A 26,946-nucleotide genomic window follows, 5' to 3' on the forward strand; every position below is an offset into this window, starting at 1 on the left:
CATAACCACCGCTGCTCGTGTTGCGCGGCGCTGGAGCCTCAGCTCGTTCCAACAAGACACGCTTGTGGTTATGGGTCCCTGCTTTCGCAGGGACGACAGGTTGCTCTAGTGCCGGAAATGCCGCACGCCGGTGAACACCATGGCGATGCCGTGCTCGTCGGCGGCCTTGATCACCTCGTCGTCGCGCATCGAGCCGCCGGGCTGGATCACCGCGGTGGCGCCGGCCTCGATGCAGGCGAGCATGCCGTCGGCGAACGGGAAGAAGGCGTCGGAGGCGACCACCGAACCCTTGGTCAGGGGCTCGGCGAGCTTCAGCTCGGCGGCCGCGTCCAGCGCCTTGCGCGCGGCGATCCGTGCCGAATCGACCCGGCTCATCTGGCCGGCGCCGATGCCGACGGTGGCGAGATCCTTGGCGTAGATGATGGTGTTCGATTTCACGTGCTTGGCGACGCGGAACGCGAATTTGAGATCGCGCAGCTCGGCGTCGGTCGGCGCACGCTTGGTCGCGACCTTCAGGTTCATGTCCTCGACCACGGCATTGTCGCGGCTCTGCACCAAGAGGCCGCCGGCGACGGTCTTGGCGGTGAGGCCGACCGCGCGCGCGTTCGGCAGGCCGCCGGCGAGCAGCAGGCGCAGATTGCGCCGGCCGGCGATGATCGAGATCGCCTCCTCGGTTGCGTCGGGCGCGATGATCACCTCGGTGAAGATGCCGATGATGGCGCGCGCGGCATCCGCATCGAGCGTGCGATTGACCGCGATGATGCCGCCATAGGCCGAGGTGGAGTCGCAGGCGAGCGCGCGGGCATAGGCGGTGGCGAGATCGGGGCCCTCGGCGACGCCGCAGGGATTGGCGTGCTTGACGATGACGCAGGCCGCGGTGCGCTGCGGGTCGAACTCGCCGACGCATTCATAGGCCGCGTCGGTGTCGTTGATGTTGTTGTAGGACAGTTCCTTGCCCTGCACCTGGCGCGCGGTCGCGACGCCCGGCCGCTTCTCCGGCGTGGCATAGAACGCCGCGGTCTGGTGCGGGTTCTCGCCATAGCGCAGCGACTGGATCAGCTTGCCGCCAAAGGCGCGGAAGTCCGGCGCCTTGGTGTCGAGCTGTACGGCAAACCAGTTCGAGATCGCGGCGTCATAGGCCGCCGTGCGCGCATAGGCCTTGGCGGCGAGCCGCCGGCGCAACTGAAGCGAGGTCGCGCCCTTGTGCGCGGCGAGCTCGTCGAGCACGGCAGAATAGTCGTTCGCCTCGACCACCACGGCGACGTCGTCATGGTTCTTGGCCGCGGCGCGGATCATCGCGGGACCGCCGATGTCGATGTTCTCGATGCACTCCTCGAAGCCGGCGCCTTTGTCGACGGTGGCCTCGAACGGATAGAGGTTGACGACCAAGAGGTCGATCGGCGCGATGCCGTGCGAAGCCATCGCCGCGGTGTGTTCCTTGTTGTCGCGGATCGCGAGCAGGCCGCCATGCACCTTCGGGTGCAGCGTCTTGACCCGGCCATCCATCATCTCCGGAAAACCGGTGAGCTCGGAGACGTCCTTGACCTTCAGCCCGGCCGCCGCGATCGCCTTGGCGGTGCCGCCGGTCGAGACCAGCTCGACGCCATGGTCGGCCAGCGCCTTGGCGAAATCGATCAGTCCGGTCTTGTCGGAAACGGACAACAGAGCGCGGGTCACGCGGCGAAGCTGCTCGGTCATATCGGAAAATCCCTGGCTGTTAAGGCAGCCGGGTAGCATGGTTTTGTGCCGTACGAAACCGGTACATGCGCCTGATTCCCCGCAAATTGAGGGTGGTTCGGTATTCTTTCCCCGTCACCCTGAGGAGCGCGCAGCGCGTCTCGAAGGGTCGACGGCCACCGGCGGGGCCGTGCATCCTTCGAGACGCCGCTTCGCGGCTCCTCAGGATGACGGGTCGGAGGACTCACCCGTCCTACAGCGGCAGTTCCGGCTCGCGGCGGGCGTTGCGGCGCGCGGTGGTGGCGGAGGCCGAGGTCGAGGAGCGCACGAAGCTCCAGCGGATGGTGCCGGCCTGCCTCGCGTCCTGCCGGATCACGATCTGGGAGGTGCGGCGCGGGCCGTCATTGCCGGCCAGGAACACGCTGTCCTCGAGATCGACCTTGTCGTCCATCGCCTCGAAGGTCCAGACGTCGCGGTTGGGCAGCACCAGCATCACGCCGCGGGCATCCGACAGCCGGCTCGCCTTCACCGAGGGATGCAAATGGAAGCGCAGCGCGAAATCGGCCTCGCTGCCCTTGATGCGGCCGCCCGGCGCCGGCGACAGCGAATCTTCGCCCTCCAGCCGCGTGCCGTCCTGCGAGACCATCAGCACACGGCGGTGGATCACGCCGAAGCGCGAGAGATAGCCGTCATGCGAGGCGGTGAGCACGTCGCCGTCGGGAACGGCTTCGCGGTAGCTCTCGACATTGCTCGGACCGCTGGTGATGGGCGCGCCGCGGAGCAGCCGCTTCATCGCCGACAGCTCGACGAACTGGCATGACGAGGCGTCGCGATACGTCAGCGTCGAATGCGCCGCGGTGGAGCGCGCGAACGGCCGCCAATTGTCGCGGCCTGTGCTCGGCATGCCGCAATTGACGACGATGCGGCTCACCCCGGAGGAGAGCTCGAACGACAGGCAGCCGGCATGCGCGTCCTGGCTGACGCTTGCCGGCGGCGGCGGGCCGGTATCGATGATCAAAGCGGTGTTGCCGGCATCGAGCCGCTGAAAGCCGGTGTGCGGCATGCTCGCCATCGGCACGCCGCGGGTGTCGTCATAGGCGAGCAGCGTCGCGACGAGATCGGACGGTGCGGTGCTCATGCCGTTGAACAGCGCGAAGCTGCCGTCGCCGTGCCGGAAGAAGCGCAGCATCGGCATCATGCGGTCGATGGCGTTGAGCAGCGCCGGCGGCGGCGCGATATTCCGTGCGGCAAAGGTCTGCCGCAGCGGCAAGAGATCGCTAAGCAGCTCGACCAGCGCGCCGGGATTGCGCGAGATGTGGCCGCCATCGGGCAGGATCTGGCGCTGCAATTCGTCGGACAGCTTGCGCGTCGCCGATTTGATGTTGCGCGCCTGGTTGGCGAGACAGAGCGAGGCGTAGCACAACGCGATCAGCACCTGCAGGCGCGGAACGCCGTCATTGTCGAGCGTCGCGTGGCGCAGATAGCGGATCTCGCGCGCCAGCCCGCGCAGATATTTGCGGTAGAATTTTCCGTCGGTGTCGCCGAGCACCAATGGAGCCTGCGACAGCAGCGAGATCACCCGCCGCGCGCGCACATCGGCGCGGCGCTCCAGCGGCCGCTTGCGCGCCTGGTTGGAGATCCAGTCGTCGACCAGCGAACGGGCGTTGGCGCGGGTCAGCGCGGTGTCGGCGGCGCGCAGGTGGCGCAGCCAGCCAAAGCCGAGCAGGGCGGCTTCCCAATCCTCCGACGGTGGCTCGAGATCGAAGATCGAGCGGCCGTGGCAGGTGACGATCTTGCCGGCGAAGACGAATCGTCCGGCATAGATCTCGGCCGCGCGGGTGGCGTCGGCGGTCCGCAGATCGTGCGGGGCGATGACCAGCCGGTCGGTGCGGCCGGGCCAGAGCCGCGACAGCGCAACCGTGCTCCCGCTGGCGCGTGCGAGCATGCTGCGGGCAAAGCGGCCAGCAATCAGCGTCGAGATGCGTCTGCTTTGAGCGACCGACACGCCTAACCTTGCGGGGAGGGAATTTTCAACGAATCCTTATTTAGTCCGGAAACGCGGCCAAGACACCTGCCAAGAAACTTGCCCAGGCACCCTCTTGATACCGCACGAATCACTTCGAGCTTAGAGGACTGAAGTTTAAAATCAGGATTTAACCAGCCGGGCCGCGTAAAATCCATCCAGCCCGCCGAGCCGCGGGTCGGCATTGGGCAAATGGCTCGGCAAAGTGCGCAGATCGCCGTCGGCGGTGATGATGTCGTCGAGGCCGGCGACCTCGCTTGTCTCGACCGGCGCACGGCGCAGGCCTGATTCGCTCGCCAGCAGCGCGGCGATCGCGTGCTCGCCTTCCTCCGGCTCCAGCGAGCAGGTGCAGTAGACCAGCGTGCCGCCGGGCTTCAGCAGATTGGCGGCTTTTTGCAGCAGCCGCTTCTGCAGCGCCGACAGCGCGGCGATGTCGCCTTCCTGCCGCAGCCAGGCGACGTCGGGGTGGCGGCGGATGGTTCCCGTCGAGCTGCAGGGCGCATCGACCAGGATACCGTCGAAGCTTGCGGCCTCGGCGGGCCATTCGGCGGCGTCGGCAACGACGGTCTCGGCCTGCAAGGCCAGACGCGTGAGATTGTCGCGCAGCCGCGCCACGCGCGCCGGCGAGCGGTCGACCGCGGTGACGTGCGCGCCGGCCAGCGCGAGCTGGGCGGTCTTGCCGCCGGGCGCGGCGCAGAGATCCGCGACCGCCTTGTCCTTGATGTCGCCGAACAGCCGCACCGGCAGCGCGGCGGCGGCGTCCTGCACCCACCACTGTCCTTCGGCAAAGCCGGGCAGCATCGTGACGGAACCCTGCAGCAGCGTGCGCACGGTTCCCGTCGGCAGCGTCTCGCCGTGCAGGCGGGCCGCCCATTGCGCCGCGTCCGACTTCACCGTCAGATCGAGCGACGGCTCGTGGCCGAGCGCAAGCGCCATGTCGCGCGCGGTAGCTTCGCCGTAATGCGCGTTCCAGCGCGCCAGCATCCATGGCGGCAGGTCCAGGGTCTGCATGCTGATCTCGTCGATCAGGCCCTGGCCCTCGCGCGCGCAGCGCCGCAGCACGGCGTTGACGAGCCCGGCATATTTCGCGGCGCGCCGGTCGGACTGCACCAGCCGCACCGAGAGATCGACCGCGGCATGGTCGGGCACGTCCATCCAGAGAATCTGTGCCGCGCCGATCAGGAGCGCGCTCTGCGCGCGCGGCGCATCGGTCGGGATGCCGCGATCGAGCAGGCGCGACAGCAGATGGCCGAGCGTGCCGAGCTTGCGCAAGATGGTCGACACCAGCCGGCGCATCAGCGCACGGTCGCGATCGGCGAGCGATTTCAGGCCGGGATGCGCGCCGGCGCCGTCGAGCTGGTCGTCGAGCGAGCGGTGCTTGTGCAGCACGCCATCGAGGATGTCGGCCGCGATGCGGCGAGCCGCGAGACCGGGGACTTCGGCAGGTACTGCAAATCTTGAAGGAGGCATGAAGCGGAGATATCTCGAAGGTGCTGAGTTACATTCGGCTCATGCCCATCAACTCCATACCACCTCTGGCATGCGAATATGCCAAATGTAAGAATCGCCTTGCGGGATTTCGTGATCGTGATGTCGTCACTGAGCCAGTACAGAGATACGGAATCCGCAGGCAGAAAGTTTTGCCATGTCTGATAAATCGCCGTTGTCATCGCCGCTGGAGGCCGCGCCGCGCAAGCCGCTGACGCCAGCCGCGCAACGCGCGCTCGCCGAGGCCGCGGCGCGGCGCAGGGCTGCCGAGGAGGCGGCCGCGCAGAACGCGGCGGCGCGGCCGAAGGAGTTCCAGGGTCCGAAGGGGCCGGAACCGACGCGTTACGGCGATTGGGAGACCAAGGGCATCGCCTCGGACTTCTGAGAGCCTTGCCTGACGGCTCGACTCGCGCCAGTCTGGGAAAATGTCCCCATACGAAAGAATAAATGCTTATCGTGGGACGGGACGTCCGCCCTTCCGAAGATCACCTTGGGGCCGCCGCGTCTCGGCGGCGCTGCCATGGGTGTTCGTGCTCGGCATTGCCGTCGGCAGCACGCTGCCGATCCGACAATGGGTGCATCTGCCGCCGCATTGGTCGCTCGGCAGGTCGCGCGACACCGACGTGATCTGGCAGCGGGCCGGCGCGCCCGACATCAGGCACAACGTTGATGTGATCAGGACGATCGACGGCGACACGTTCGAGGCGCGGGTGCATTTCTCGCCGGGCCCGGATCTGTACACGCGAGTCCGGCTGCGCGGCATCGATGCGCCGGAGCTGAAGGCGTCGTGTGCGCGCGAACTGCAGATGGCGCAAGCGGCGACGGTGGCGCTGCGCGATCTGCTCGGCCAGGGCGATGTCGCGATCTACAATGTCGGTCCCGACAAATATCAGGGACGCGTCGTCGCCGACGTCGCGACCAGGAAGACCGACAACGTCTCGGCCGCACTGCTCGCGGCCGGTCATGCGCGGGCCTACAATGGCGGGCACCGGTTCGGCTGGTGCGGATATTTCGCGCGCTAGGCGACAGCGTCAAACCAGGCTGGGCAAACAAAAGCCGCGCATCTGCGCGGCCTTGCTTTGGACGAGGCGCTGTGCCTGATCAGCGGGTGACGACGACCGTCGTGCCAATCTCGACGCGCGAATAGAGGTCGGTGATGTCGGTGTTGAGCATGCGGATGCAGCCGTAGGAGACGAAACCGCCGACCGAGCCCGGCACGTTGGTGCCGTGGATCGCATATTCACCGCCGGCCAGCGTCATCGCAGCGACGCCCATCGGGTTATGCGGCGAGCCGCCGGCGATCACGTTCGGGATGCTGGGCTTGTCGCGCTTGACCTCGGCGGGCGGCGACCAGGCTGGGTTGCGATATTTGCCGTCGATCTTCGTGGTGCCGGCCCACTGCTTGCCGGACTTGCCGACACCGACCGGGTAACGCATCGCGTGGCCGGAATCGAGAATGAGGTAGAGCCGCCGTTCGTTGGTCTTCACCACGATGGTGCCTGGCTCATAGTTGTCGGCGTGTATTCCCACCATTTCCGGCCGGGCTTCGGCCGCCTGCGACGTCAAGACAACAGCACCAAGGGTAACAGCAGCTGTGGCAGCCAGCGCCACCGCAAACTTCATCGACATCAACCTCTCCACTTCCCAACAGCTCCCGCAAGGAAGCCAAAAACGAAATGCAGAGCCCTTGAAAAACCGGGCCTGCCGGTCTCACGCACGCAACATTAACTGCGTGTGTTAACCGGGTGGTTTCACACCGGCCGCGAGACACGTCCTGATGGCCGGAGAGAATGAAAAGTTCGGATTAAAGTAAATGACCTGGAAACAACACTTGGCCACAAACGCGCCTCAATCGCGCCTTGCCTATGACAATCCCGTGAAGCGCCCGTTGCAGGAAACGGGAAGGGCCGCGGCGGTGATCGCGCGCGGCCCTTGTTTGGTCTTCTGATCCTTGCTGCTGCTGGCCTTACGCCGGCGCGCCCTTCTTGTTCTGACGGTTCTGCACGAGGTCGTCGACCACGGCCGGATCGGCCAGGGTCGAGGTGTCGCCGAGGCTCGACGACTCGTCCTCGGCGATCTTGCGCAGGATGCGGCGCATGATCTTGCCGGAGCGGGTCTTGGGCAGGCCGGGCGCGAACTGGATCAGGTCCGGCGAGGCGATCGGCCCGATGTCCTTGCGGACCCAGGCAACCAGCTCCTTGCGCAGCGCTTCGGTCGGCTCGGTGCCCTTCATCAGTGTGACATAGGCGTAGATTCCCTGGCCCTTGATGTCGTGCGGGTAGCCGACGACGGCGGCTTCCGACACCGCCTCATGTGCGACCAGCGAACTCTCGACCTCGGCGGTGCCCATGCGGTGGCCGGAGACGTTGATGACGTCGTCGACGCGGCCGGTGATCCAGTAATAGCCGTCGGCATCGCGCCGGCAGCCGTCGCCGGTGAAATACTTGTTCTTGTAGGTCGAGAAATAGGTCTGCTCGAACCGCGCATGGTCGCCATAGACCGTGCGCATCTGGCCCGGCCATGACCTGGTCAGGCAGAGATTGCCCGAGGTCTCGCCGTCCAGCGTCTTGCCGTCGGCATCGACGATCTCCGGCACCACGCCGAAGAACGGCCGTGTCGCCGAACCGGGCTTCAGCTTCGTCGCGCCGGGCAGCGGCGTGATCAGGATGCCGCCGGTCTCGGTCTGCCACCAGGTGTCGACGATCGGGCAGCGGTCGTCGCCGACCACGCGGTAATACCACTCCCAGGCTTCCGGATTGATCGGCTCGCCGACCGAGCCGAGCAGGCGCAGCGATTTGCGCGAGGTCTTCTTCACCGGTTCGTCGCCACCCTGCATCAGCGCGCGGATCGCGGTCGGCGCGGTGTAGAAGATGTTGACCTTGTGCTTGTCGACCACGTTCCAGAAGCGCGAATTGTCCGGATAGTTCGGCACGCCCTCGAACATCAGCGTGGTCGCACCGTTACAGAGCGGCCCGTAGAGAATGTAGCTGTGGCCGGTGACCCAGCCGACGTCGGCGGTGCACCAATAGATGTCGCCGTCGTGATAATCGAACACGTATTGATGCGTCATCGACGCAAACACGAGGTAGCCGGCCGAGGTGTGCAGCACGCCCTTCGGCGTTCCGGTCGAGCCCGAGGTGTAGAGGATGAACAGCGGATCCTCGGCGTGCATATGCTCGGCCGGGCATTCCGTCGTCACCATCGCAGCGGCCTCGTGATACCAGAGGTCGCGGGTCGGGTTCATGTCGATCTTGCCGCCGGTGCGCTTCACCACCACGACCCAATCGACGCCGCCGGTCTTGGCGATGGCGGCATCGACATTGGCCTTCAGCGGCACTTTCCTGCCGCCGCGCAGGCCCTCGTCGGCGGTAATCACCACCTTCGAGTCGCAGTCCTTGATGCGCTGGGCGAGGCTGTCCGGCGAGAAACCGCCGAACACCACCGAATGGATGGCGCCGATCCGCGCGCAGGCCAGCATGGCGTAGGCCGCTTCCGGAATCATCGGCAGGTAGATCGTGACGCGGTCGCCCTTCTTGACGTTCCGCGTGCGCAGGATGTTGGCCATCTTGCAGACTTCGTCGTGCAGCTGGCGGTAGGTGATGTGCTTGGATTCGGAGGGATCGTCGCCCTCCCAGATGATCGCGGTCTGGTCGCCGCGCTTGTCGAGATGGCGGTCGATGCAGTTCCAGGCGACGTTCAGCACGCCATCCTCGAACCATTTGATCGAGATGTTGCCCGGTGCGAAGGAGACGTTCTCGACCTTGGTGAAGGGCTTGATCCAGTCGATCCGCTTGCCGTGCTCGGCCCAGAAGCCGTTCGGGTCCTTGACCGAGTGCGCGTACATCTCGCGATATTTGGCGTCATCGATATAGGCGCGCTTGGCCCAGTCGGCCGACACGTCATAGATCTTCTCGGACATCATTTTCCTCCACTCATTGCCGATCGCGCACGACGCGACGGCAAGCCGTCTTGATCATTGCCGCGATTATGCGTTGCCGCATTCCGGCCCGGCAAGGAAAAAGGACTGTCACTTTCGTCGCGTGGAAGCCGTCGGATAGTCCGCCGGCTTCCACTTGTGACAAGACGGCTTACCGCAACGCATCGACGAGAGAAACCTATGCGCCATCGCTTGCTCGGGGTCACTGGTCTCTTGGTCGTAGTGGTATCGTTCTCTGCGCGTTCGCCGTCACCGCAGCAGTGCCGCGTGCGATGACGATGCGCTGACGCTGAATTTGATGGACGGCTTCAGGTACAATTGAACGAATTGTCGGACGCCGCCGCGATGAGCTGCGTCAACACGTTCGTGACCGCATAATCCTTGATTGCGGCCAGCGGTTGGACCGTCCCGTGGCTGCCGAGCTCGAGCCGCGCCCCGGCGAGAGCGGCGCGCGAAAGGGCAAGGTCGCTGACCTGATCTGGGGGACCGCGGTGGACCTCCGGGCGTTCAAACGCCGGTTTCCGGCACCGCGCTCGCGTCATTTTGTCCGATCCCGGGCAGCCCAAAATCAACGTTAGCGGGCGAATGGCACCCATGAAAGGTAATTTAATACAGTCAATAACTGATTCGCGACTCGCAATGTCGGCCCCGACGCCCTAAATCGCGTTTCCGAGGCCAGACGGCCCACCGGAACGAAGCCCGAAGCAACGGCATTACCGGGAGAACAGCGGAACAAGGCGTCTTGCGAGAGTAATGATGGATCAGCAGAATATCGCGGCTGTGCGGCCCGTTTCCGCCGATCCCGCTGTCGCCTTGGCAAAGGCACTGGGCCAGTGGCCGACCAAGCCGCCGCGGGGCAGGCTGCAGCCGCCGGCAAAACTCAAGCTCGACGCGCCGGCTGCCATTAGAACGACGGTTGAAGAACTGGCGCGCGATCTGGGCCTGCGGCTCGGCGACCAGAACGAATTGACCATCCGCCGCATCAAGCGCGGCAAGACCTATTCATTCGTCCGTGCCAATGGCTCGCGGGTCCGCGATGCGCGCACCATCCGCCGGCTGCACGCGATGGCGGTCCCGCCGGCCTATCGCCAGGTGCGCTATTCCAGCGATCCGAATACGCATCTGCAGGCGGTCGGCCGCGATGCCGCGGGCCGGCTGCAATATCGCTATCACGCCGACTGGGAGAAGGTTCGCGAGCAGCGCAAGGCGCATCGCCTGGCCAAGCTGGTGGCCGCGCTGCCGAAGATCCGGCGCAAGGTCTCGGCGTTTCTGTCCGGCGACGAGCCGACGCGCGAGTTCGCGCTGTCGGCGGTGATCGAACTAATCGCGCGCACCGCGATCCGGCCTGGCAACGAATCCTATGCGCGCCTCAACGGCACCCGCGGCGCCACCACGCTCTTGAAGTCCAACGTCACGCTGGAAGACGACTCCCTGGTGCTGACCTTCAAGGCCAAGGGCGGCAAGGCCGTGCGCAAGGAATGCGATGCGGCCAAGCTGGTGCGTGCGATCGGCATCCTGCGCGGCGTCCCGGGCAAGCGCATGTTTCAGTATTACGACCGCTCCGGCGTGGTACGGGCCGCCTCGACCACGGCGGTGAACGCGTTCCTGCGCGAGATCGCCGGCATCAAGATCTCGCTGAAGGATTTCCGCACCCTGATGGCGTCGGCCGTCGTCGTGGAATCGCTGTCCCGGATCACGCCGGCCACCAGCCAGCGCGGCCGCAAGCGCCAGGTGCTGGATGCGATCCGTGCCGCCGCCGACCAGCTGTCCAACACGCCGGCGATCTGCCGCAAGAGCTATGTCCACGACACCATCGTCACAGCCTTCGAGGACGGCATCCTCGAACGCTTCGCCGCGACGATGGGAGGCTACCGCACCCAGTCCAAGCGCGAGCAATTGCTGGCGCAGGTGGTGATGGCGGCCGGGGCGTAGGTCCGCATCCCCTATCGTCGTCCCGGCCTTCGCCGGGACGACAGTAGAGTTGGACGAGACATCACAGCCCGCCCATCTTGCAGACGTATTTCCACTCCTCCGCGGTCACCGGCTGCACCGAAAGCCGCGAATATTTGACCAGCGCCATGTCGGCGAGCTTCTTGTCCGCCTTGATCGCGGCCATCGTCACCGGCGTCTTCAGCGGCTTGTCGGCCTTGATGTCGACGCAGACGAACTTGCCGGTCTTGTCGGTCGGGTCGGGATAGGCTTCCTTGATGATTTCGGCGATGCCGACGATCTCCTTGCCCTCGTTGGAATGATAGAAGAACGCCTTGTCGCCCTTCTTCATGTTGACGAGATTCTGCCGTGCCGTGAAGTTGCGCACGCCGGTCCAGGCTTCGCCCTTCGCGCCCTTGGCGACCTGATGGTCCCACGACCAGACCGACGGTTCGGATTTCACCAGCCAGTAATTCATCGCAACTCACCCCGTTCGATTGCGCCGCAATCTACAGCGACGTCGATGCCCGCGACAAGCACGGGCACCCGATCCAGAGCGTTTTCAAGCGAAGCCTGTCCCGCACTTGATGCGGGATGGATGCCGGTTCGCGTGAAGAAAACGCGTCAAATCAAGAAGCGCGGCACCTACTGCTTCAAATATCGATCGAAGAACTTGGCGATGTCGGCGAACGCCTCCTTCGTCTCGGGCGCGTCGGCGTTGAACTGGTACTGGGCGTGCGACTGCCCCTCATAGACATTGAGATCGGCGATCACGCCGGCGCGGCGCAATTTGCGATGCGTGCGAACCGTGTTGCTGAGGAACAGATCGCGCGTGCCCGATGTCAGGATGGTCGGCGGGAAGCCCTTGAAGTCACCATAGATCGGCGAAATGTAGGGATTCTTCAGGCTGGTGCCGTTTGCATAAAGCTTCGCCGCGCGGCCGAGCCAGCCGTCCCAGGTCACCAGCACATTGTCGACCCATTCATTGCTCGCGTAGCTGTCGCCGATCCTGTCGATATCGGACCACGGCGTGCCCGGCGCGATGGCGGCGGGCAGCGGCAGCTTCTCATCCTTCGCCCGCAACACCATCGCAAGCGTCATCGCCCCGCCCGTCGAGGTGCCGAAGATCGCCAGCCGGCGGTGTTCGTGCGATTTCAGAACTTCCTTCCAGACCGCCATCGCGTCGTCCATCGCGGCCGGATAGGGGAAGTCCGGCGGCATCCGGTAGTCGACCGAGAGGACCTTGAAGCCGCCAAAGCCCGCCATCATGATGGCTTCCGGCAGCGCGGCTTCGCCGGGACCGAACACGTAACCACCGCCATGGACGTGGATCAGCAGGCGTCGCCTGTTCTCGAGCGCGATCTTGTTCGGGGTGACGATGTAGCAGTGCACGCCGGCAAGCTTGGTTTCCTCGACCTTGACGCCGAGCTTCGCCTTCAGCGCCGGAATACCCGCGATCAGAAGCTTGGCGCGGCGATCGATCAACTCCTTCCATTCCGCCGGGGTTTTGGGGTCGGCATTGAAATGCGGCGGATAGGGCGCGCCGATCATTGCCTGCATCTCGGCAGACACGTCGGCGGTTGGATTGCCGATCGATTTGAGCGGCGCGACCCGCTTGCCGTTGTCCGCATTGGCGGCGGCCTCGCTCTTGGCAAGGTCGTCGTAGGTCGTGGCCGTTTGGGCGTGGGCTATGGCGGATGAGGCGGTGAATGCGACGGCGAGGCTGATCGAAAGGATGGCGCGATGCGGTTGACGCATGGGTTTTCCCTTGGGATCCGTTTTTCGATTTGTTGGACCGGGATCCGACGGTTCGCCGCCACGCTATTACGATGTGCGCGGATGGTGAAGCTCCGCCACGCGCGACCGTGACGTGCGTTACTCCGCCTTGAACGGCCGCGTCAGCAGGCCTTCGATCGCTGCGTCAATGGTCAGCCGGTCGCCCAGGATCGCGGCGACCGCGTTTGACACCGGCATGTCGACCTTCTGCGCGGCGGCGAGCTCGCACAGCACCGGCGCGGTGAACGCGCCTTCGGCGAGCTTGCCGATCGGCTCGGCTTCGCCGCGGCCGAGCGCGAGGCCGAGTGCGAAATTGCGCGATTGCGCGGTCGAGCAACTCAGCAGCAGATCGCCCAATCCCGACAGGCCGGCGAGCGTCTCGGCGCGGGCGCCGCAGGCGCGGCCCAAGCGCGCGAGCTCGCTGAAGCCGCGCGTGGTCAGCGCTGCGAGCGCGGAGGCGCCGAGATTCTTGCCGACCACGATGCCGGCGGCGATCGCCAGCACGTTCTTGGCCGCGCCGCCGATCTCGACGCCGCGCACATCGGTGGTGTGATAGGGCCGGAAGGTCGCCGAGCCGAGCGCCTGGACGAGCGCGCGTGCCAGCGCTTCGTCCCTGGTGGCCAGCGTTACGGCGGTGGGCAGTCCGCGCGCGACGTCGTCGGCAAAGCTCGGCCCCGACAGGATCGCGGGGACCGCGCGCGGCGCGGCTTCCGCGATCACCTCGGTCATGAATTTATGCGTGCCGTGCTCGATGCCCTTGGCGCAGGCGATGACAGGCGTGTCGGGTTTGAGATGCGGCGCAAGATGCCCGACCGCCGCGCGCAGATGCTGCGCCGGTGTCACGGCCAGGATGATGTCGGCGAGTGCCGCGACGGCGATATCCGACGTCACAGCGATGCCGGGATGAAGCTGGACACCAGCCAGCCGCGGATTGACCCGCGTCGCCTGGATCTGCGCGGCATGCTCGGCATTGCGCGCAAACAGCGTCACCTTGCGCCCGGCGCGCGCCGCGACATCGGCCAATGCCGTGCCCCAGGCGCCGGCTCCGATCACGCTCACTGACATATGCGCCGGCATCAGGCGGGCCTGTCTTCGCTCCCTCTCCCCGCTCTTGCGGGGAGAGGGTTGGGGTGAGGGGCTTTATCCGCGAGCGAGCCGAGTGTTGAGACCTGTACCCCCTCACCCGGATTGCTGCGCAATCCGACCTCTCCCCGCAAGCGGGGCGACGTGCGACGGTGCCTGATGCGCGCCCCGTCGTACATTGTTCAATATCCGGCGCGGCTGTTGGCGTGGCCGGCCGGCGCCTTGGCGTTGGCGTCGAGCAGCCAGCGCGCGCGCGGCGGCGCCTCCATCGTGTCGGTGAGGCCAAGTGCCATCCGCTCGGCGCCGGCCCAGGCGATCATCGCGCCATTGTCGGTGCAGAGCGCCGGCGGCGGGATGATCAGCGTGGTCTGCGCCTTCGCCGCGACCTCCTGCAGCGCGCTTCGAATCGCATGGTTGGCGGCGACGCCCCCGGCCGCGACCAGCGCGCGCGGCGTGCCGAACCGCTCCTGAAACAGCTTTAGGCCGACGCTCAGGCGGTCCGCGGTCGATTCCAGCACCGCGGCCTGGAAACTCGCGCAGAGATCGCTGACGTCCTGCGGCTCGAGCGGCTCCAGCCGGCTGGCTGCATTGCGCACCGCCGTCTTCAGTCCCGACAGCGAGAAATTCGCATCGGCGCGGCCGAGCATCGGACGTGGAAAGCCAAACCGCGTCGGGTCGCCGCCGGCGGCCGCGCGCTCGACCTCCGGTCCGCCGGGATAGGGCAGCGACAGCATCTTCGCCACCTTGTCGAACGCCTCGCCCATCGCGTCGTCGACCGTGGTGCCGAGCCGCACATATTCACCGACGCCGACCACGGCGACAATCTGGGTGTGTCCGCCCGAGGCCAGGAACAGGCAATAGGGAAACGCCAGTGCGCAGGTCAGCCGCGGCGTCAGCGCGTGCGCCTCGAGATGGTTCACCGCGATAAGCGGCGTATCGTGCACCATCGCGATCGCCTTCGCGGTGGTGAGGCCGACGATCACGCCGCCGATCAGGCCGGGGCCCGCGGCTGCCGCGACCGCCGACAATTGTCCGTAGCCGACGCCGGCCTCCTTCATTGCAGTGGCGACGATGCCGTCGAGCAGGTCGACATGGGCGCGCGCCGCGATCTCCGGCACCACGCCGCCGAAGCGGGCGTGCTCGTCGGTCTGCGAGCGCACGACGTTGGAGAGGATTTTCGCCTGCCCGTCAGCCTGGCGCTCGACCACGGCGGCCGCGGTCTCATCGCAGGTGGTCTCGATCCCCAGCACCAGCATCGGCGGTTCGTGTCCCAATTTCGGTCCTTGTGCTACGAGCATGATCCGGACAGGCCGGAACCGGTTTCCGGCAAGATGATGCTCATCAAAATGTCCGCTCCGGGGTAGCATTGCGAGGTCTTAAAGTGCAATCGGTCGCCAACGTCCAATTTATACGGCTGGAGGCCTGAAACCCTGACAATCCTTGTCACACGACCGCATCCGGATAATGACGCGACGCTCGCGACGCTGCGCCAGCGCGGCTTTGACGCCCTGTCGGCGCCGGTGCTGCGCTTCGAGCCGTTGCCGTTCCGCGGCGACGACGATGCGGATTATGATGCCGTCATCCTGACCAGCGCCAATGCGCTGCGTGCGGTCGATCTCGCGACCAGCCGCTTGTTGCGGCTGCCGCTGTTTGCGGTCGGGGTACACACCGCCGATGCGGCGCGCGCCGCCGGCTTCGACAAGGTGATCGTGGCGAAGGGCGATGCGGTCTCGCTGCGCAAGCTCGTGCTCGCACGGGTCGACGCCGGCGAACTGCCGGCGTCTGCGGCGCTGCTCTATCTCGCCGGCGCCGACCTGTCGCGCGATCTCGCCGGCGAGCTCGGCGAGCGCGGGCTCAGCGTCGTCACCCACACCACCTACCGGATGGCGCCGGTGGCCGGCTTCCCGAGGGAGGTCAGCGACGCCTTCATGGCGAACCGGATCACCGCGGTGCTGCATTATTCCCGCCGCAGCGCGCGGGCCTTTCTGGACACCGTGCGCGCCGACGGGATCGAGATTTCGGCGCTCGCCTTGCCGCAATGCTGCATCTCGGCGGCCGTCGCCGCGGTGCTCCATGACGCCGGCGCGACCAAGGTGGTGGTGGCGGCGCGGCCGGACGAAAATGCCCTGCTGGAGGCGCTCAGCCGCACCCTGCGACCGAGACCGGAATAATTCTTTCGTCTGACCATGATGTTAGGCAATGCTCGGTTATTCGGATCGTGCTCTAAGAACCTGGGCCGATTCTGGCGAGCGTTTTCAAGCGAAGTGGGGACCGGTTCGCGTTAAGAAAACGCGACCAAACAAAAGGATAAGAGCATGATCCAATTCAATCGGATCGCATCATGCTCTACAGTATGCGGCCAGTAGTTTTGAGGACCCCCGCGATGGCTGAAGAAAGGCCAGACGACCCAGGATCTTCGCCGGATTCCCGGCCCAAGCGCGCGCCGCCGACCATCGATCTTCAGGCGACCGAAATCTCCAGCGAACCGTCGAAGGCGGGGGGGACCGAGGAAGCCGCCAAGGAAGTCGCCAAGGAGGCCGACCAGGATGCCGGCAAGGCGTCCGCGGACGCGGCGACGCCTGAGGCCGAGCCCCAAGGCGACGCCGCAGCGCAAGCGGAGCCGCAGCCCGAGACCGCCTCCGCGGCGTCGGACGCCGAACCGGCGCGGCCGGTGTCGCCCTGGGTGGTGGCTCCGATATCCGGCGCCGTCGCGGCGGCGCTGGTGATCGGGGTCGGCTGGCTGCTCGGCTGGCCCGTCGTGCAGCCGGTCCCGGCGCCGCTACCCAATGCCGCCATCGACCAGCTCGGCACGCGCCTGAGCGCGCTGGAATCGAAGGCCGGCAGGCCGGTCGCGGCGGCCGCCGATCCCGCGGCGACGGCGCGGCTGGAGGCGCTCGACAAATCGATCGCCGCGCTGCGCACCGAGCTCGCCGCGACGCGGGCGCAATCCGACAAGCTTGCGGCGGCGGTCAATGACGCGAAAGCCGCGCCGCGCGATGGCGCGGCTGCGCCTGATCTCTCCGGCATCACGGCGCGTATCGACAAGGTCGAGAACGCAGTGAAGGCGCAGGGTGCTGCGATCGCGAGGCAGGACGGCAAGATCGCCGACACCAAGGCCGAGGCGAAGGCCGACGATGTGCCGCTGCGCCGCGTCGTCGCGGCATCGCTGCTCGACGTCGCGGTGCGTCACGGCGATCCCTATGCCTCCGCGCTCGAGGCCGCGAAGGCGCTGTCGGACGATGCCGAGGTGCTGAAGCCGCTCGAGACGTTTGCGAGGTCAGGCGTGCCGAGCCCGAACGCGCTGTGCCGCGAGCTGATCGAGATCGTGCCGAAACTTGCGCCGCCTCCGCCTGAGGCTGCGGCGGCCAGTGCCGGGCTGGTCGATCGTCTGAAGGCCGGTGCCTCCACGCTGATCCAGATCGAGCGGACCGACGGCACGGGGACCGATCGCGGCAGCATCGTCGCGCGCGTGACATCGGCCGCCCTGCATAATGACCTCGCATTGACCGAGCATGAACTGAAGTCGCTGCCGCCCGCGGATCGCACGGCGGCGCAAGCCTGGCTCGCCAAGGTGGACGCGCGCCGCGCCGCGCTCGACGCGTCGCGTAAATTTGCCGACAACGCCATGGCGGCGCTCGCCACGGTCAACCAGTAAGTCTTTGCAATAGGTCTTTGATGATCCGGATCATTCTGTTCCTGCTGCTGATCGCGCTCGCTGCAGCGGGTGCGGCCTGGATGGCCGATCAGCCCGGCGATCTCGTGCTGAATTGGGGCGGCTTGCGCTTCACGTCCAAGCAGCCGATGTACCTGCTCGGCCTCGTCGTCGTCGTCGCGATGGTCGCCGGCGTGATCCTGCGCGGGCTCTGGAAGATCCCCTCGCACATCCGCCGTGGCCGGCGCGAGCGGCGTCACGCCCGCGGCCGCCACGCCATCACGCAAGGCCTGCTTGCGATCGGGCATGGCGATTCCTCGGCGGCGCGCGCGCATGCCGAAGTGGCGCGGCGCCACGCCGGAGGCGATCCGCTGGCACTGCTGCTGCACGCGCAATCGGCGCAGCTCGACGGCGACCGCGACGGCGCGCAGCGCGCCTTCCGTGCCATGGCCGAACGCGAGGACACGCGGCTGCTTGGATTGCGCGGTCTGTTCATCGAGGCGCAGCGCGCCGACGATCCGGTTGCGGCCGTGATGATCGCCGAGGAAGCGCTGAAAGTGTCGCCGTCGTCGTCATGGGCCTCGCATGCGGTGCTCGGCTTCTGCTGCGCCAAGGGCGATTGGGCCGGCGCGCTGTCGATCATCGACAACAACCAGAGCGCCGGATTGATCGACAAGGCGACCTATCGGCGGCAGCGCGGCGTGCTGCTGACGGCGCGCGCGCTGGAGTTCGAGACCGTCGATCGCGACCTGTCGCGCTCGAGCGCGATGGAGGCGGTCAAGCTGGCGCCGACGCTGATCCCGGCCGCCGTGCTCGCAGCGAAGTTCGAGAGCGAGGCGCATCAGGTGCGCCGCGCGATGCGCATCGTCGAGACCGCGTGGCTGGCGCAGCCCCATCCCGATCTCGCCGAAGCCTATTCGCATGTGCGGCTCGGCGATTCCGCGCGCCAGCGCCTGGTGCGGGTCGAGACGCTGGCGGCGAAAACGCCGGGCCATATCGAGGGCGCGCTGGCGATCGCGCGCGCCGCGATCGACGCCGCCGAGTTCGCCAGGGCGCGCGCGGCGCTGGAGCCGTTTGTCGCGGCGCCGACGCAACGCGTCGCGCTGTTGATGGCCGAGATCGAGCGCACCGAGCATGGCGACAGCGGCCGGGCGCGGGCCTGGACCCTGCGCGCCGTGCGCGCGCTGCACGATCCGGTCTGGACCGCCGACGGTTATGTGTCGGACCGCTGGCGTCCGGTCTCGCCGGTCACCGGCCGGCTCGACGCCTTCCAGTGGCGGACCCCGGTGGCGGCGCTGCCGTCCGACAAGGGCCATGCGATCGAGCCGTCGCCCTTCGAGGAGGCGATGCTGGCGCCGCGCCGGGTCGAGCCGCCAAAGGAAGTCGCCAGCGAGCCTGAAGTGGTCAGTCCGGTTGAGCCGGTCGAGGTGAAGCCAGTCGAGGTCAAGCCAGTCGAGGTCAAGCCCTTGGAGCCGGCCGCGCCGACGGCGCAGGACAACGCCCCGCTCCCGGCGGCCATCGAGGCCGGGCCCGCCCCGGCCCCGGCCGAACCCGCCGCGCCGGAACCGGCTCCCCCTCCAGCCGCCGAATCGGCGCCCCCGGCGCCGGCCCCCTTGTTCCGGTCGAGGGCCGACCTGCCCAAGGCCGCGCCGGCGCCGATTCCGGCCGTGATCCCGATCGTCCGGGCCCCCGACGATCCCGGGGTCGACGAGGACGGCCCGGTCGACGAATTTGCGGAACAAATCGGCCCACCCAAGGCCCAGGTGGGCGGTTGGCGCGGATTTCTGTCACGTTTGGGAAGCTAATTCGGGGTTAGGTTAACGGCTGTATGGTTCGATACCCGCGTTGTCCTTGCCAATCGGGGTCATGCCCGATATCAGGTGGCCGCGTGATCCGGCCGTTGCCGAACGGTTCGCCGCAATAGCTCAGTTGGTAGAGCACGTCATTCGTAATGACGGGGTCGGGGGTTCGAGTCCCTCTTGCGGCACCACCAATTAGCTTGTCCAGCCCGGAGACATGGGTAACAGGTCGTACCTAAGACATGGGTGACAGCCTCGTGCCGAACGGGTTGTCGAGGGGTTGCAGGGTTTTCTGCTCCAGGTCGAAGTATCCCAAATCATAGTGCATGAAGCTGACGAGCCAAATGCCGTCGTCGACCTCCTTGATGCCGAGTTTTTGTCCAGCCAGCACGGTGGAGAGGTTGATGCGCTTGCGATGCAGGCAGAGCCGTCCACAGGCGGTGACGAGCACCTCGCGATCGTGGAACGGATAAGTCAGTTCCGGCAGGCCGGCATAGCCGCGCGTTGAGGCGGTGTAGCGCTCGGCGGGGCACTTCATATCGAGGGCCTCGTGCGGGCGTTCAGCATTGAACTCGCGGACGAAGGCGTCGAAGCGTTCCTGCTGTTGCAAGCCGTTGGAGCCTGGCGGCCGAGTGGTCTCCTGCTTGAGCGTGAGGTGCATGCGCTCGTGACGGCCGTTCTGCTGCGGATGGCCGGGCTTGATGCGTTCGATGGCAATGCCAAGCCGCAGCCACCACACCGAGAGCTTTGAGAGATTGAACAAGGCGTTGGGACTGGCAAACGGCACGCCATTGTCGGAGCGAATGGCGCGCGGCATGCCGCGCTCACGGAACAACCGCTCGAAGGCCGCAATGGCCGGCTCCTCGCGGGTGGAATCGAGCGCTTCGCACAACAGCAGGAAGCGCGAGGCATGGTCGGTGACGGTCAGCGGGTAGCAATAACGGCCATTGCCGAGCTTGAACTCGCCCTTGAAGTCGGCGCACCACAGATCATTGGGTCCGGCCCCCGCGGACAGAGGCGTGCCGCGCGCGCGGTGGCGCGGCACGCCTGCGCGCTTGACCAGGCCATGGCGATCGAGAACCGCATGGATGGTGCTCTTGGCCGGAACCCGGATATCGCCGTCGAGCCGCCGGACCAAGAGCTCACGGATCTTGCGCGCGCCCCAGTGCGGTTTCTCGGCTTTGAGACGAACAATCAGGCCCTCGATTGGCTCGGGGAGCTGATTGGCATAGCGCACCGGTCGCCGCGACCGATCGCATAGTGCCGCCGCGCCCTGTTCCCTGTAGCGATCGAAAATCTTGTAGCCGGTCTTGCGGGACACGCCGAACTCCCGGCAGACGTCCGTCATGGCCTCCCCGTCCAGCAGACGGGCGACAAAGCGAAGGCGCTCTTCCATCACCGAACTCGCTTTCCACGGCATCCACACCTCCCGCAGAACAAAAGCGGAAAGTGTAACCCATGTGTCCGGTACGAAATGTCACCTATGTCTCGGGCCGCTCAAGCCGACCGGAAGGGCTTCCTCTGGGTGCCAGTCCCGCCTCCTGCGCCTTTGCGGCACCCATTCAGTCGTTCCAAAATTGTCTGTCGGTCGCTGTGGTTACGCGCCGGTTACCGGTAGGAAGAGGCATCGGTCGGTGGTGCCGACTAGGTTTGAATCGTCAAACTGTATCAAGAGTGTTGAATGTCGAGCCTCGGCCCGTGTCGACGCACGAAGTGAGTTCGCCGTCCGCGAGCGATGGCGGGCGCCCGCCCTTTGAAAACGTTAGATCTTCGACAAAAGACTGATCGCTCAGGCGCTATTTCGCTGGACCGACCGAGACGATTGTGAAAAATGGTGATTGCAACCAACATGAGCTTCGGTGGACAAGGGGGATGGTTTGCACGACATAGCACTCCGCTCAGAGGTGCGTTCTGTTCCTAAGGTTTTTGAGGCGTACCAGACTACCAAAGGCAAGATGCTCTTTGGACGGATAGAAGACGCTCTGGAAAGTACTCACTTTAAGCGGATCAGGGGCAAGGTAAACCTAATCCTGACCTCGCCGCCGTTCCCTCTGGTTACAAAAAAGAAATATGGAAACGAGACGGGCGAAGCGTACCTATCTTGGTTGGCGAGTCTAGCAGGCCGCTTATCCGATCTGTTAGCCCACGATGGCTCAATCGTCATTGAGATCGGCAATGCCTGGGAACAGGGATCGCCAGCAATGTCTACGCTTCCGGTTGAAGCGTTGTTAGCATTTAAGAAGGCAGCCAAACTCAATCTCTGCCAACACGTAATTTGTCATAACCCCGCAAGGCTTCCGAGCCCTGCCGAGTGGGTAAATGTTCGGCGGATACGGCTGAAGGACTCATTCACCCATGTTTGGTGGCTATCTCGGTCGAAGATGCCTAAAGCCGATAATCGCAATGTCCTGAATCCGTACGGCAAAGACATGCGGTCTCTCCTCAAAACAAAGCGGTACAATTCTGGTGCGCGCCCATCCGGCCACGTAATTTCAGAGGCTGGATTTTTGACCAATCATGGAGGGTCAATATCTGCGAGCGTGCTCGAGTTGGAGGCAGCTCAATGTCCTGAAGCGCTCCTAAAATACACGGGGACTTCATGGGACAGAAACTATCGAGATTATTGCGCCGAGCGTCAGCTCATCGCGCACCCTGCTCGTATGCAGTCGTCGCTTGCCGGATTCTTCGTTCAATTTCTTACCGACAAGGGTGATCTTGTATTTGATCCTTTCGCGGGATCGAACACTACGGGAGCAGTTTCAGAAGATCTTGGACGTCGCTGGCTCGGTGTTGAAGCAGACAGTGCCTACATCGAGGGATCGCGCGGGCGTTTCGAGATCCTTCGCGCGCGACGAAAGAAGTCAGGATCTGGCCTAACGAAACGGAAAAAGTAAGGGGGCGTGTGCATCGTACCGCGCGCGGTTCAGCATGAAAGGAGGAAGTGAGAACGAAGCTCCGTTCTTAGGAAATCTGTCGTCTCTCAAACTCGCGACGGAATATCGGTCACTCAAAGATGATCCCGTCCGATCGTTCTATCGACGGTGTTTGCTAAACTCTAACCAGTATAAAAGAGCAGTAGGTTATTTTCGTTCTTCCGTATTCGTCGTAATCGGCCCCAGTATCATTGAGTTCGCGAGGAGGGGTGGCCGAACCCGGCTTATCTGCTCCCCAGAACTGACTCCCGACGACATTGACTCCATCGTCCTCGGCTACGCAGCAAGAAACGACAAAATCGTCGACCGGTTAGTAGAGCAGATCGATAGCCTATTGGCCGCCGAACAAACTCAGCAGTCTACACGAGTGCTTGCGACGCTAGTTTCCACTGGAGCAATGGACATCAAGGTTGCCGTTCGAGCCGATCGAAAAGGTTTGTACCACGAGAAAATTGGCATCTTTTCCGATGGATGGGGCAACCGAGTGAGCTTTAAGGGATCTGCAAATGAAACCTGGAGCGCTTGGGATCGAAACGGGAATTTCGAGTCGATTGAGGTCTTCTGCGATTGGCGGGATGGACTTGAGAGGGAGCGTGTGAAACGTCACGAAGCGCACTTCGACAGTCTCTGGTCGGAGGAGGATCCTGATGTTGAAGTGTTTCCGTTTCCTAGTAGGGCCATCGATCATCTCAAGAGATGCGCACTTGGAGGGCTACACGAGTTGGGTACGGAGCAACTGCCTTCGGCGGAGGCGCGAAGAGTTGGATTGCCTCATCAAGTCGATGCTATTGAAGAATGGAAGCGCCGTGGCCGACGCGGCATTTTTGAGCATGCGACCGGAAGCGGAAAGACATTCACCGCTATCCTAGCTATTGGCCAACAAGTAGCGGAAGGGCTGCCCACCCTGATCGTTGTTCCAAGCCGCCTGTTGCTTGATCAGTGGGCTCAAGAACTACGACAAGAATTGCCAAATGCCGCCTTGCTACTTGCTGGATCGGGGAATGAGGGGTGGCGCTCCCCGAACCGCTTGCGAAGCATGACCGACCCCGACTCTTCCCTGGGAGGACGAATTGTACTCAGTACAATGCAGACTGCTTCCCTGCCCGATTTTCTAAGCAACATGTCAAAGGGCGAGAACCTTCTGATTGTCGCTGACGAAGTTCATCAAATAGGAAGCCCTCAAAATTCAGCTATTATGACTATCTCGGCTTGGGCTCGACTTGGCTTGAGTGCAACTCCCGTACGTTATGGAGATCCTGAAGGAACAGCGAATATTTTCAGCTACTTTGGTGAGGTCGTGCCACCAAAGATATCGTTGATGGACGCCGTTTCAGCCGGGCGCTTGGTTCCTTACGAATATTATCCTCATCCTGTTCAGCTCACCGCAACCGAAGCTGATGACTGGAAGCAACTGACTAAAGCGATCCAGCTGGAGTTCTTCAAGAATAAGGCCGACGAGACGGGAAAAAAACCTCTCAGCGAACGAGTGAAGATGCTTCTCATCCGACGGTCTCGGATTGCCAAGAAGGCGGCAGTAAAGGTCAAGCTGGCTGCGGAGGTTCTAAAAGCTAACTTCGAGGCCGGTCAAAGCTGGTTGGTTTACTGTGAAGATACCGATCAGCTCTCGGAAGTGCTCTCCAGGATAAAGCAAGAGGGCCTTGAGGCGGTCGAATATCATTCGAACATGGTTGGCGACCGGGATGCCACTATGTCCTGGTTTCGATCGTTCGGAGGCATCCTAGTTTCTATAAAATGTCTCGATGAAGGCGTCGATATTCCGGCAGTTTCTCACGCGCTGATTTTGGCGTCGTCTCAAAATCCAAGACAATTCATTCAGCGCCGTGGACGAGTGCTGAGGAAGTCCGCGGGAAAGCAGATGGCAACAATTCACGATGCCATCGTCGTTCCCGTCAGCGCAGAAGAAGACGTCGGGCAATTGAGCCTGCTCAGGAGCGAACTTCTGCGCTCGGTGGAATTTGCGAAACACGCCATCAACCGTGGCGCCGATGCCGAGCTAAGAGCGATCGCAATTGGTATGGGTATAGATCCTGACGAATTTTCAATCGGTGGAGTTGAAGAGGATGAGTAGCAATGACGACTTGGCCTGGCAGACATTACTTGCTGCGAGGCAAGATGTTGCACCGGAGCTTGACGACACGCTGCTCCGACAGTGCTATGCGATCCAAAGTAAATACCAATTCAGTGACGATCGTTCACTTTCGTTGAGCGCTATGGAGCGCCTCATCGATGAGCAAGTATCGAAGCTTTTAGGCTAAGGAATCCCTATGAAGCTTCAGAAGCTCACGTGCCATAACTTCATGCCTTACAGGGGTGTAGTTGAACTCGAATTTCCTACGGACGATTTTCAGAATGTGATGATCGTCTTCGGGGATAATATGCGGGGCAAGACGAGTTTGCTCAATGCAATCCGTTGGGGTTTCTACGGACGAGCGATTGGCAGGCATTCGCGTCCGATTATGCTCCACGAATTGGTCAATAAGGACGCTGCACTAGAAGACGATTGGCGCATTGAGGTGTTCGTTCGTTTTGAGTCAAACGGGCGGCAGTATGATCTGCGGCGATCTGCCGTGCGCCGGCCGCACGTCGCAAATCCCACCCGGCCTGAAGATTTCCAGATGTCTGTTTATCTAAGCAGAGACGGAATGCAGCTCAGCGGAGATCAGGTTAACGTAGAAATAGACCAAATTGCCCCGGAGCAAATCTCGCGGTTCTTTTTGTTCGATGGTGAACTGTTGGGTGAGTATGAAAGCCTGCTCATCGAGGGGAGCGAGCAAGGCCGTCAGATAAAAGATGCGATCGAGCAAGTGCTTGGCGTTCCTGCGCTGATTTACGGCAGGGCAGAACTCGGCGCGATTCTGAAGAGCGCCACAAAGAGGCAGACAAGTGAGCTCGCACACATACAAGGTTTAGAAAAGCAAGCACAACGACAACAAGAGCTTACTGCGAAGCAGGACGCCCACGAGCGCGATATTCAAGATTTGCAGGCCCGACTCGCAAACGTACGTGCAGAAAGAAATAAACTCGACGATGAGCTTGAGGCTGCCGCTTCGGTATTGGCCGCGAAGGGCAAATTGGACGCTCTCACCGGTCAGAAGGACAGCCTCGAGACTAGGCGAGAGCAGAAGCGGCTGGAAAGGCAAGCGCTGCTAGGTCAGGCGTGGCGCGACCTCGTGGACGCGCGGCTGGAGACAAAGCGTGAGCAGCTGCAGCGACAGCAGATTCTACTCACGCAAGGGCTTAAGGAGCAGGGGAGGCTTCAGTCTAGAATTGATGACCTAGTTCGACTGCTAGATTCAAGTGAATGTCCTACGTGCGGACAGGAATTGAACCCAGATCGTCGAACGGAATTGGGATCATCCCTAGGAAGGCTTCAAGCAGAGGCATCTCAAATTCGCGATAACAACGACGAGCTTCAGGCCGTTTCGGGACAGCTCGCTTCGCTCGGACGGATCAGGGGCGTGAATGCCCGGGATCGATTGCGTCAGATCGACAAGGATGCCAAGGCAACCGAGGTCGACCTACAGAAAACAGAAAATGAAATTGAGCGACTTAAAGATGAAATTGCTGGGCAGGACACTGCTGATCTAGCTAGAAAGAGAGTGCTTCAGACTGAAGCCCTGAAGGAGGAGGGCCGGCTAACGCAATCCATTAACGATGTGCGCCGAGATATAGAGAAGATCAAAGAGGAGCTTGCGATTGCTCAGAAAGCGATCGAAAGCCTAGCCCCGGCGCGATCAAAGAGAAGCACACTAAAGGTGTCCCTCGCGAGTGACTTAGAGCGCGTCTTTGCAGCGAGCGTTGAAGATCTCCGAGACCGATTGAGAGAGCGGGTAGGCACTCTTGCTAACGAAGCGTTCAAGAAGATGACTACGCAGAGGGAATACAGGGGCCTGGAGATCAATTCAAATTATGGGCTCAGCATCTTGGATGGAGGAGGTCGCAAAGTTCCTCTTCGAAGCGCTGGTGCGGAACAGGTAGTGGCGCTTTCCTTGATTGATGGACTTAATCGAACCGGACGCGGCGTTGGGCCCGTCGTAATGGATACCCCGTTTGGTAGGTTGGATCTGAATCATCGGGACAACATACTCGGTTATCTGCCGTCTGTTACAAGCCAGTTTGTCCTATTGGTACACAGCGGAGAAATCCGCCCCGAAACGGATTTGGCATCAATTCGGCCGCGGATTGGTGCCGTGTACCGTATCGCTGAAGTGACGCCGACCCAGTCCTTGATCGAGAGAACGACAATATGACCACGCCAGACTTGATCAATATCGGGCTATCAGAGGCCGGAAATGATAAGCTCGATCGGCTGAAGGAGTTGGGATACTTCGCCGAGAAAATGGATGGCTACAGATTTGCCGTTGGCCTCGCGCTCGCCCAGGGCGTAATCCCACCTGAAATAAATAAGAGGACAACGTTTCTCAATGTTGGTTCTCTCGATCCAGATCAGACGCTGAAGCAAGCGGTAGAAGCCTTGCTACCCGATCAAATTGAGGCCGCTACTCCATATCGGATCGTGGAGCGTCTGGCCGATTGGGGGGTCACTGAGTTATTTCGCCAAGCTGAATTGGGCGATATCGATTTCGACCAAATGCTGCGTGCCGGTAGTTAGTTTGGGAACAGGATGA

General features: G+C 63.4%; 21 protein-coding genes and 1 tRNA gene. 12 read left to right on the forward strand and 10 right to left on the reverse strand.

Features of this window, described 5'->3' with window-relative positions; genetic code table 11:
- Nucleotides 1-105: 105 nt before the first annotated feature.
- The 3 genes from purH to J2R76_RS28205 all read right to left on the reverse strand — a co-directional run bounded on the left by purH (nucleotide 106) and on the right by J2R76_RS28205 (nucleotide 5,170).
- Entirely contained in the window at nucleotides 106-1,698 is a 1,593-nt protein-coding gene (gene purH, locus J2R76_RS28195) for a bifunctional phosphoribosylaminoimidazolecarboxamide formyltransferase/IMP cyclohydrolase (protein ID WP_253625241.1), read from the reverse strand.
- Between the two features lie 232 nt (nucleotides 1,699-1,930).
- Nucleotides 1,931-3,682 carry a heparinase II/III family protein gene (locus J2R76_RS28200; protein WP_168858083.1) on the reverse strand — a complete coding sequence of 584 codons (1,752 nt, stop codon included), beginning with the start codon at nucleotides 3,680-3,682 and terminating at the stop codon, nucleotides 1,931-1,933.
- A gap of 141 nt (nucleotides 3,683-3,823) precedes the next feature.
- A complete protein-coding gene (locus tag J2R76_RS28205; RefSeq protein ID WP_253625242.1) occupies nucleotides 3,824-5,170 on the reverse strand; it encodes an RsmB/NOP family class I SAM-dependent RNA methyltransferase in 1,347 nt (448 codons plus the stop codon).
- A gap of 175 nt (nucleotides 5,171-5,345) precedes the next feature.
- On the opposite strand from J2R76_RS28205, the gene J2R76_RS28210 reads away from it, so the two are divergent.
- A complete protein-coding gene (locus tag J2R76_RS28210; protein WP_057021331.1) occupies nucleotides 5,346-5,573 on the forward strand; it encodes a DUF1674 domain-containing protein in 228 nt (75 codons plus the stop codon).
- Nucleotides 5,574-5,613: 40 nt separating this feature from the next.
- Complete coding sequence (locus J2R76_RS28215; protein ID WP_210262897.1) at nucleotides 5,614-6,210, forward strand: thermonuclease family protein; 597 nt, start codon at nucleotides 5,614-5,616, stop codon at nucleotides 6,208-6,210.
- A 79-nt stretch (nucleotides 6,211-6,289) separates the two neighbouring features.
- On the opposite strand, the gene J2R76_RS28220 is transcribed toward J2R76_RS28215, so the two are convergent.
- On the reverse strand, nucleotides 6,290-6,817 hold the full coding sequence (locus J2R76_RS28220; protein ID WP_028342054.1) for a L,D-transpeptidase: 528 nt from the start codon (nucleotides 6,815-6,817) through the stop codon (nucleotides 6,290-6,292).
- 337 nt (nucleotides 6,818-7,154) lie between these two features.
- On the reverse strand, nucleotides 7,155-9,107 hold the full coding sequence (gene acs / locus J2R76_RS28225) for an acetate--CoA ligase (protein WP_057021358.1): 1,953 nt from the start codon (nucleotides 9,105-9,107) through the stop codon (nucleotides 7,155-7,157).
- A 771-nt stretch (nucleotides 9,108-9,878) separates the two neighbouring features.
- On the opposite strand from acs, the gene J2R76_RS28230 reads away from it, so the two are divergent.
- On the forward strand, nucleotides 9,879-11,057 hold the full coding sequence (locus tag J2R76_RS28230; protein ID WP_253625243.1) for a DNA topoisomerase IB: 1,179 nt from the start codon (nucleotides 9,879-9,881) through the stop codon (nucleotides 11,055-11,057).
- 61 nt (nucleotides 11,058-11,118) lie between these two features.
- Here J2R76_RS28230 and J2R76_RS28235 read toward each other — a convergent pair whose 3' ends face one another.
- The 4 genes from J2R76_RS28235 to tsaD all read right to left on the reverse strand — a co-directional run bounded on the left by J2R76_RS28235 (nucleotide 11,119) and on the right by tsaD (nucleotide 15,169).
- Nucleotides 11,119-11,532, reverse strand: a complete 414-nt coding sequence (locus J2R76_RS28235; RefSeq protein ID WP_057021328.1) for an EVE domain-containing protein — start codon at nucleotides 11,530-11,532, stop codon at nucleotides 11,119-11,121.
- Between the two features lie 167 nt (nucleotides 11,533-11,699).
- Nucleotides 11,700-12,812 (reverse strand): alpha/beta hydrolase, encoded by a 1,113-nt coding sequence (locus tag J2R76_RS28240; RefSeq protein ID WP_253625244.1) that lies wholly within the window; start codon nucleotides 12,810-12,812, stop codon nucleotides 11,700-11,702.
- 117 nt (nucleotides 12,813-12,929) lie between these two features.
- The gene (locus J2R76_RS28245) at nucleotides 12,930-13,907 is read right to left on the reverse strand and encodes an NAD(P)H-dependent glycerol-3-phosphate dehydrogenase (protein ID WP_253625245.1); all 978 of its coding nucleotides are present in this window, start codon (nucleotides 13,905-13,907) and stop codon (nucleotides 12,930-12,932) included.
- A 188-nt stretch (nucleotides 13,908-14,095) separates the two neighbouring features.
- Complete coding sequence (tsaD, locus tag J2R76_RS28250; RefSeq protein WP_057021325.1) at nucleotides 14,096-15,169, reverse strand: tRNA (adenosine(37)-N6)-threonylcarbamoyltransferase complex transferase subunit TsaD; 1,074 nt, start codon at nucleotides 15,167-15,169, stop codon at nucleotides 14,096-14,098.
- Between the two features lie 174 nt (nucleotides 15,170-15,343).
- On the opposite strand from tsaD, the gene J2R76_RS28255 reads away from it, so the two are divergent.
- From J2R76_RS28255 to J2R76_RS28270, 4 genes are all read left to right on the forward strand, one after another.
- Nucleotides 15,344-16,084, forward strand: coding sequence for a uroporphyrinogen-III synthase (locus J2R76_RS28255; protein ID WP_253626099.1), 741 nt, complete (start codon nucleotides 15,344-15,346; stop codon nucleotides 16,082-16,084).
- A gap of 212 nt (nucleotides 16,085-16,296) precedes the next feature.
- Nucleotides 16,297-17,568 carry a COG4223 family protein gene (locus tag J2R76_RS28260; protein ID WP_253625246.1) on the forward strand — a complete coding sequence of 424 codons (1,272 nt, stop codon included), beginning with the start codon at nucleotides 16,297-16,299 and terminating at the stop codon, nucleotides 17,566-17,568.
- Between the two features lie 20 nt (nucleotides 17,569-17,588).
- Nucleotides 17,589-19,370 carry a heme biosynthesis protein HemY gene (locus J2R76_RS28265; RefSeq protein ID WP_253625247.1) on the forward strand — a complete coding sequence of 594 codons (1,782 nt, stop codon included), beginning with the start codon at nucleotides 17,589-17,591 and terminating at the stop codon, nucleotides 19,368-19,370.
- A 109-nt stretch (nucleotides 19,371-19,479) separates the two neighbouring features.
- Nucleotides 19,480-19,555 (forward strand) — tRNA-Thr (locus J2R76_RS28270).
- A 44-nt stretch (nucleotides 19,556-19,599) separates the two neighbouring features.
- Here the strand turns inward: J2R76_RS28270 and J2R76_RS28275 are convergent.
- Nucleotides 19,600-20,784, reverse strand: a complete 1,185-nt coding sequence (locus J2R76_RS28275; RefSeq protein ID WP_253625248.1) for an IS481 family transposase — start codon at nucleotides 20,782-20,784, stop codon at nucleotides 19,600-19,602.
- A gap of 439 nt (nucleotides 20,785-21,223) precedes the next feature.
- Here J2R76_RS28275 and J2R76_RS28280 point away from each other — a divergent pair, with 439 nt between their 5' ends.
- The 5 genes from J2R76_RS28280 to J2R76_RS28300 are packed head-to-tail and all read left to right on the forward strand — an operon-like array spanning nucleotide 21,224 to nucleotide 26,930.
- Nucleotides 21,224-22,258, forward strand: coding sequence for a site-specific DNA-methyltransferase (locus tag J2R76_RS28280; RefSeq protein ID WP_253625249.1), 1,035 nt, complete (start codon nucleotides 21,224-21,226; stop codon nucleotides 22,256-22,258).
- A 34-nt stretch (nucleotides 22,259-22,292) separates the two neighbouring features.
- Nucleotides 22,293-24,386, forward strand: a complete 2,094-nt coding sequence (locus tag J2R76_RS28285; RefSeq protein WP_253625250.1) for a DEAD/DEAH box helicase family protein — start codon at nucleotides 22,293-22,295, stop codon at nucleotides 24,384-24,386.
- A complete protein-coding gene (locus tag J2R76_RS28290) occupies nucleotides 24,379-24,573 on the forward strand; it encodes a hypothetical protein (protein WP_253625251.1) in 195 nt (64 codons plus the stop codon). Before J2R76_RS28285 ends, J2R76_RS28290 begins: the two co-directional genes overlap by 8 nt.
- Before the next feature lie 9 nt (nucleotides 24,574-24,582).
- The gene (locus J2R76_RS28295; RefSeq protein ID WP_253625252.1) at nucleotides 24,583-26,568 is read left to right on the forward strand and encodes an AAA family ATPase; all 1,986 of its coding nucleotides are present in this window, start codon (nucleotides 24,583-24,585) and stop codon (nucleotides 26,566-26,568) included.
- Nucleotides 26,565-26,930, forward strand: coding sequence for a hypothetical protein (locus J2R76_RS28300; RefSeq protein ID WP_253625253.1), 366 nt, complete (start codon nucleotides 26,565-26,567; stop codon nucleotides 26,928-26,930). Before J2R76_RS28295 ends, J2R76_RS28300 begins: the two co-directional genes overlap by 4 nt.
- The last annotated feature ends 16 nt before the right edge of the window (nucleotides 26,931-26,946 follow it).

This window comes from Bradyrhizobium sp. USDA 4532 (assembly GCF_024171315.1).
GTDB classification, from domain to species: domain Bacteria; phylum Pseudomonadota; class Alphaproteobacteria; order Rhizobiales; family Xanthobacteraceae; genus Bradyrhizobium; species Bradyrhizobium australafricanum.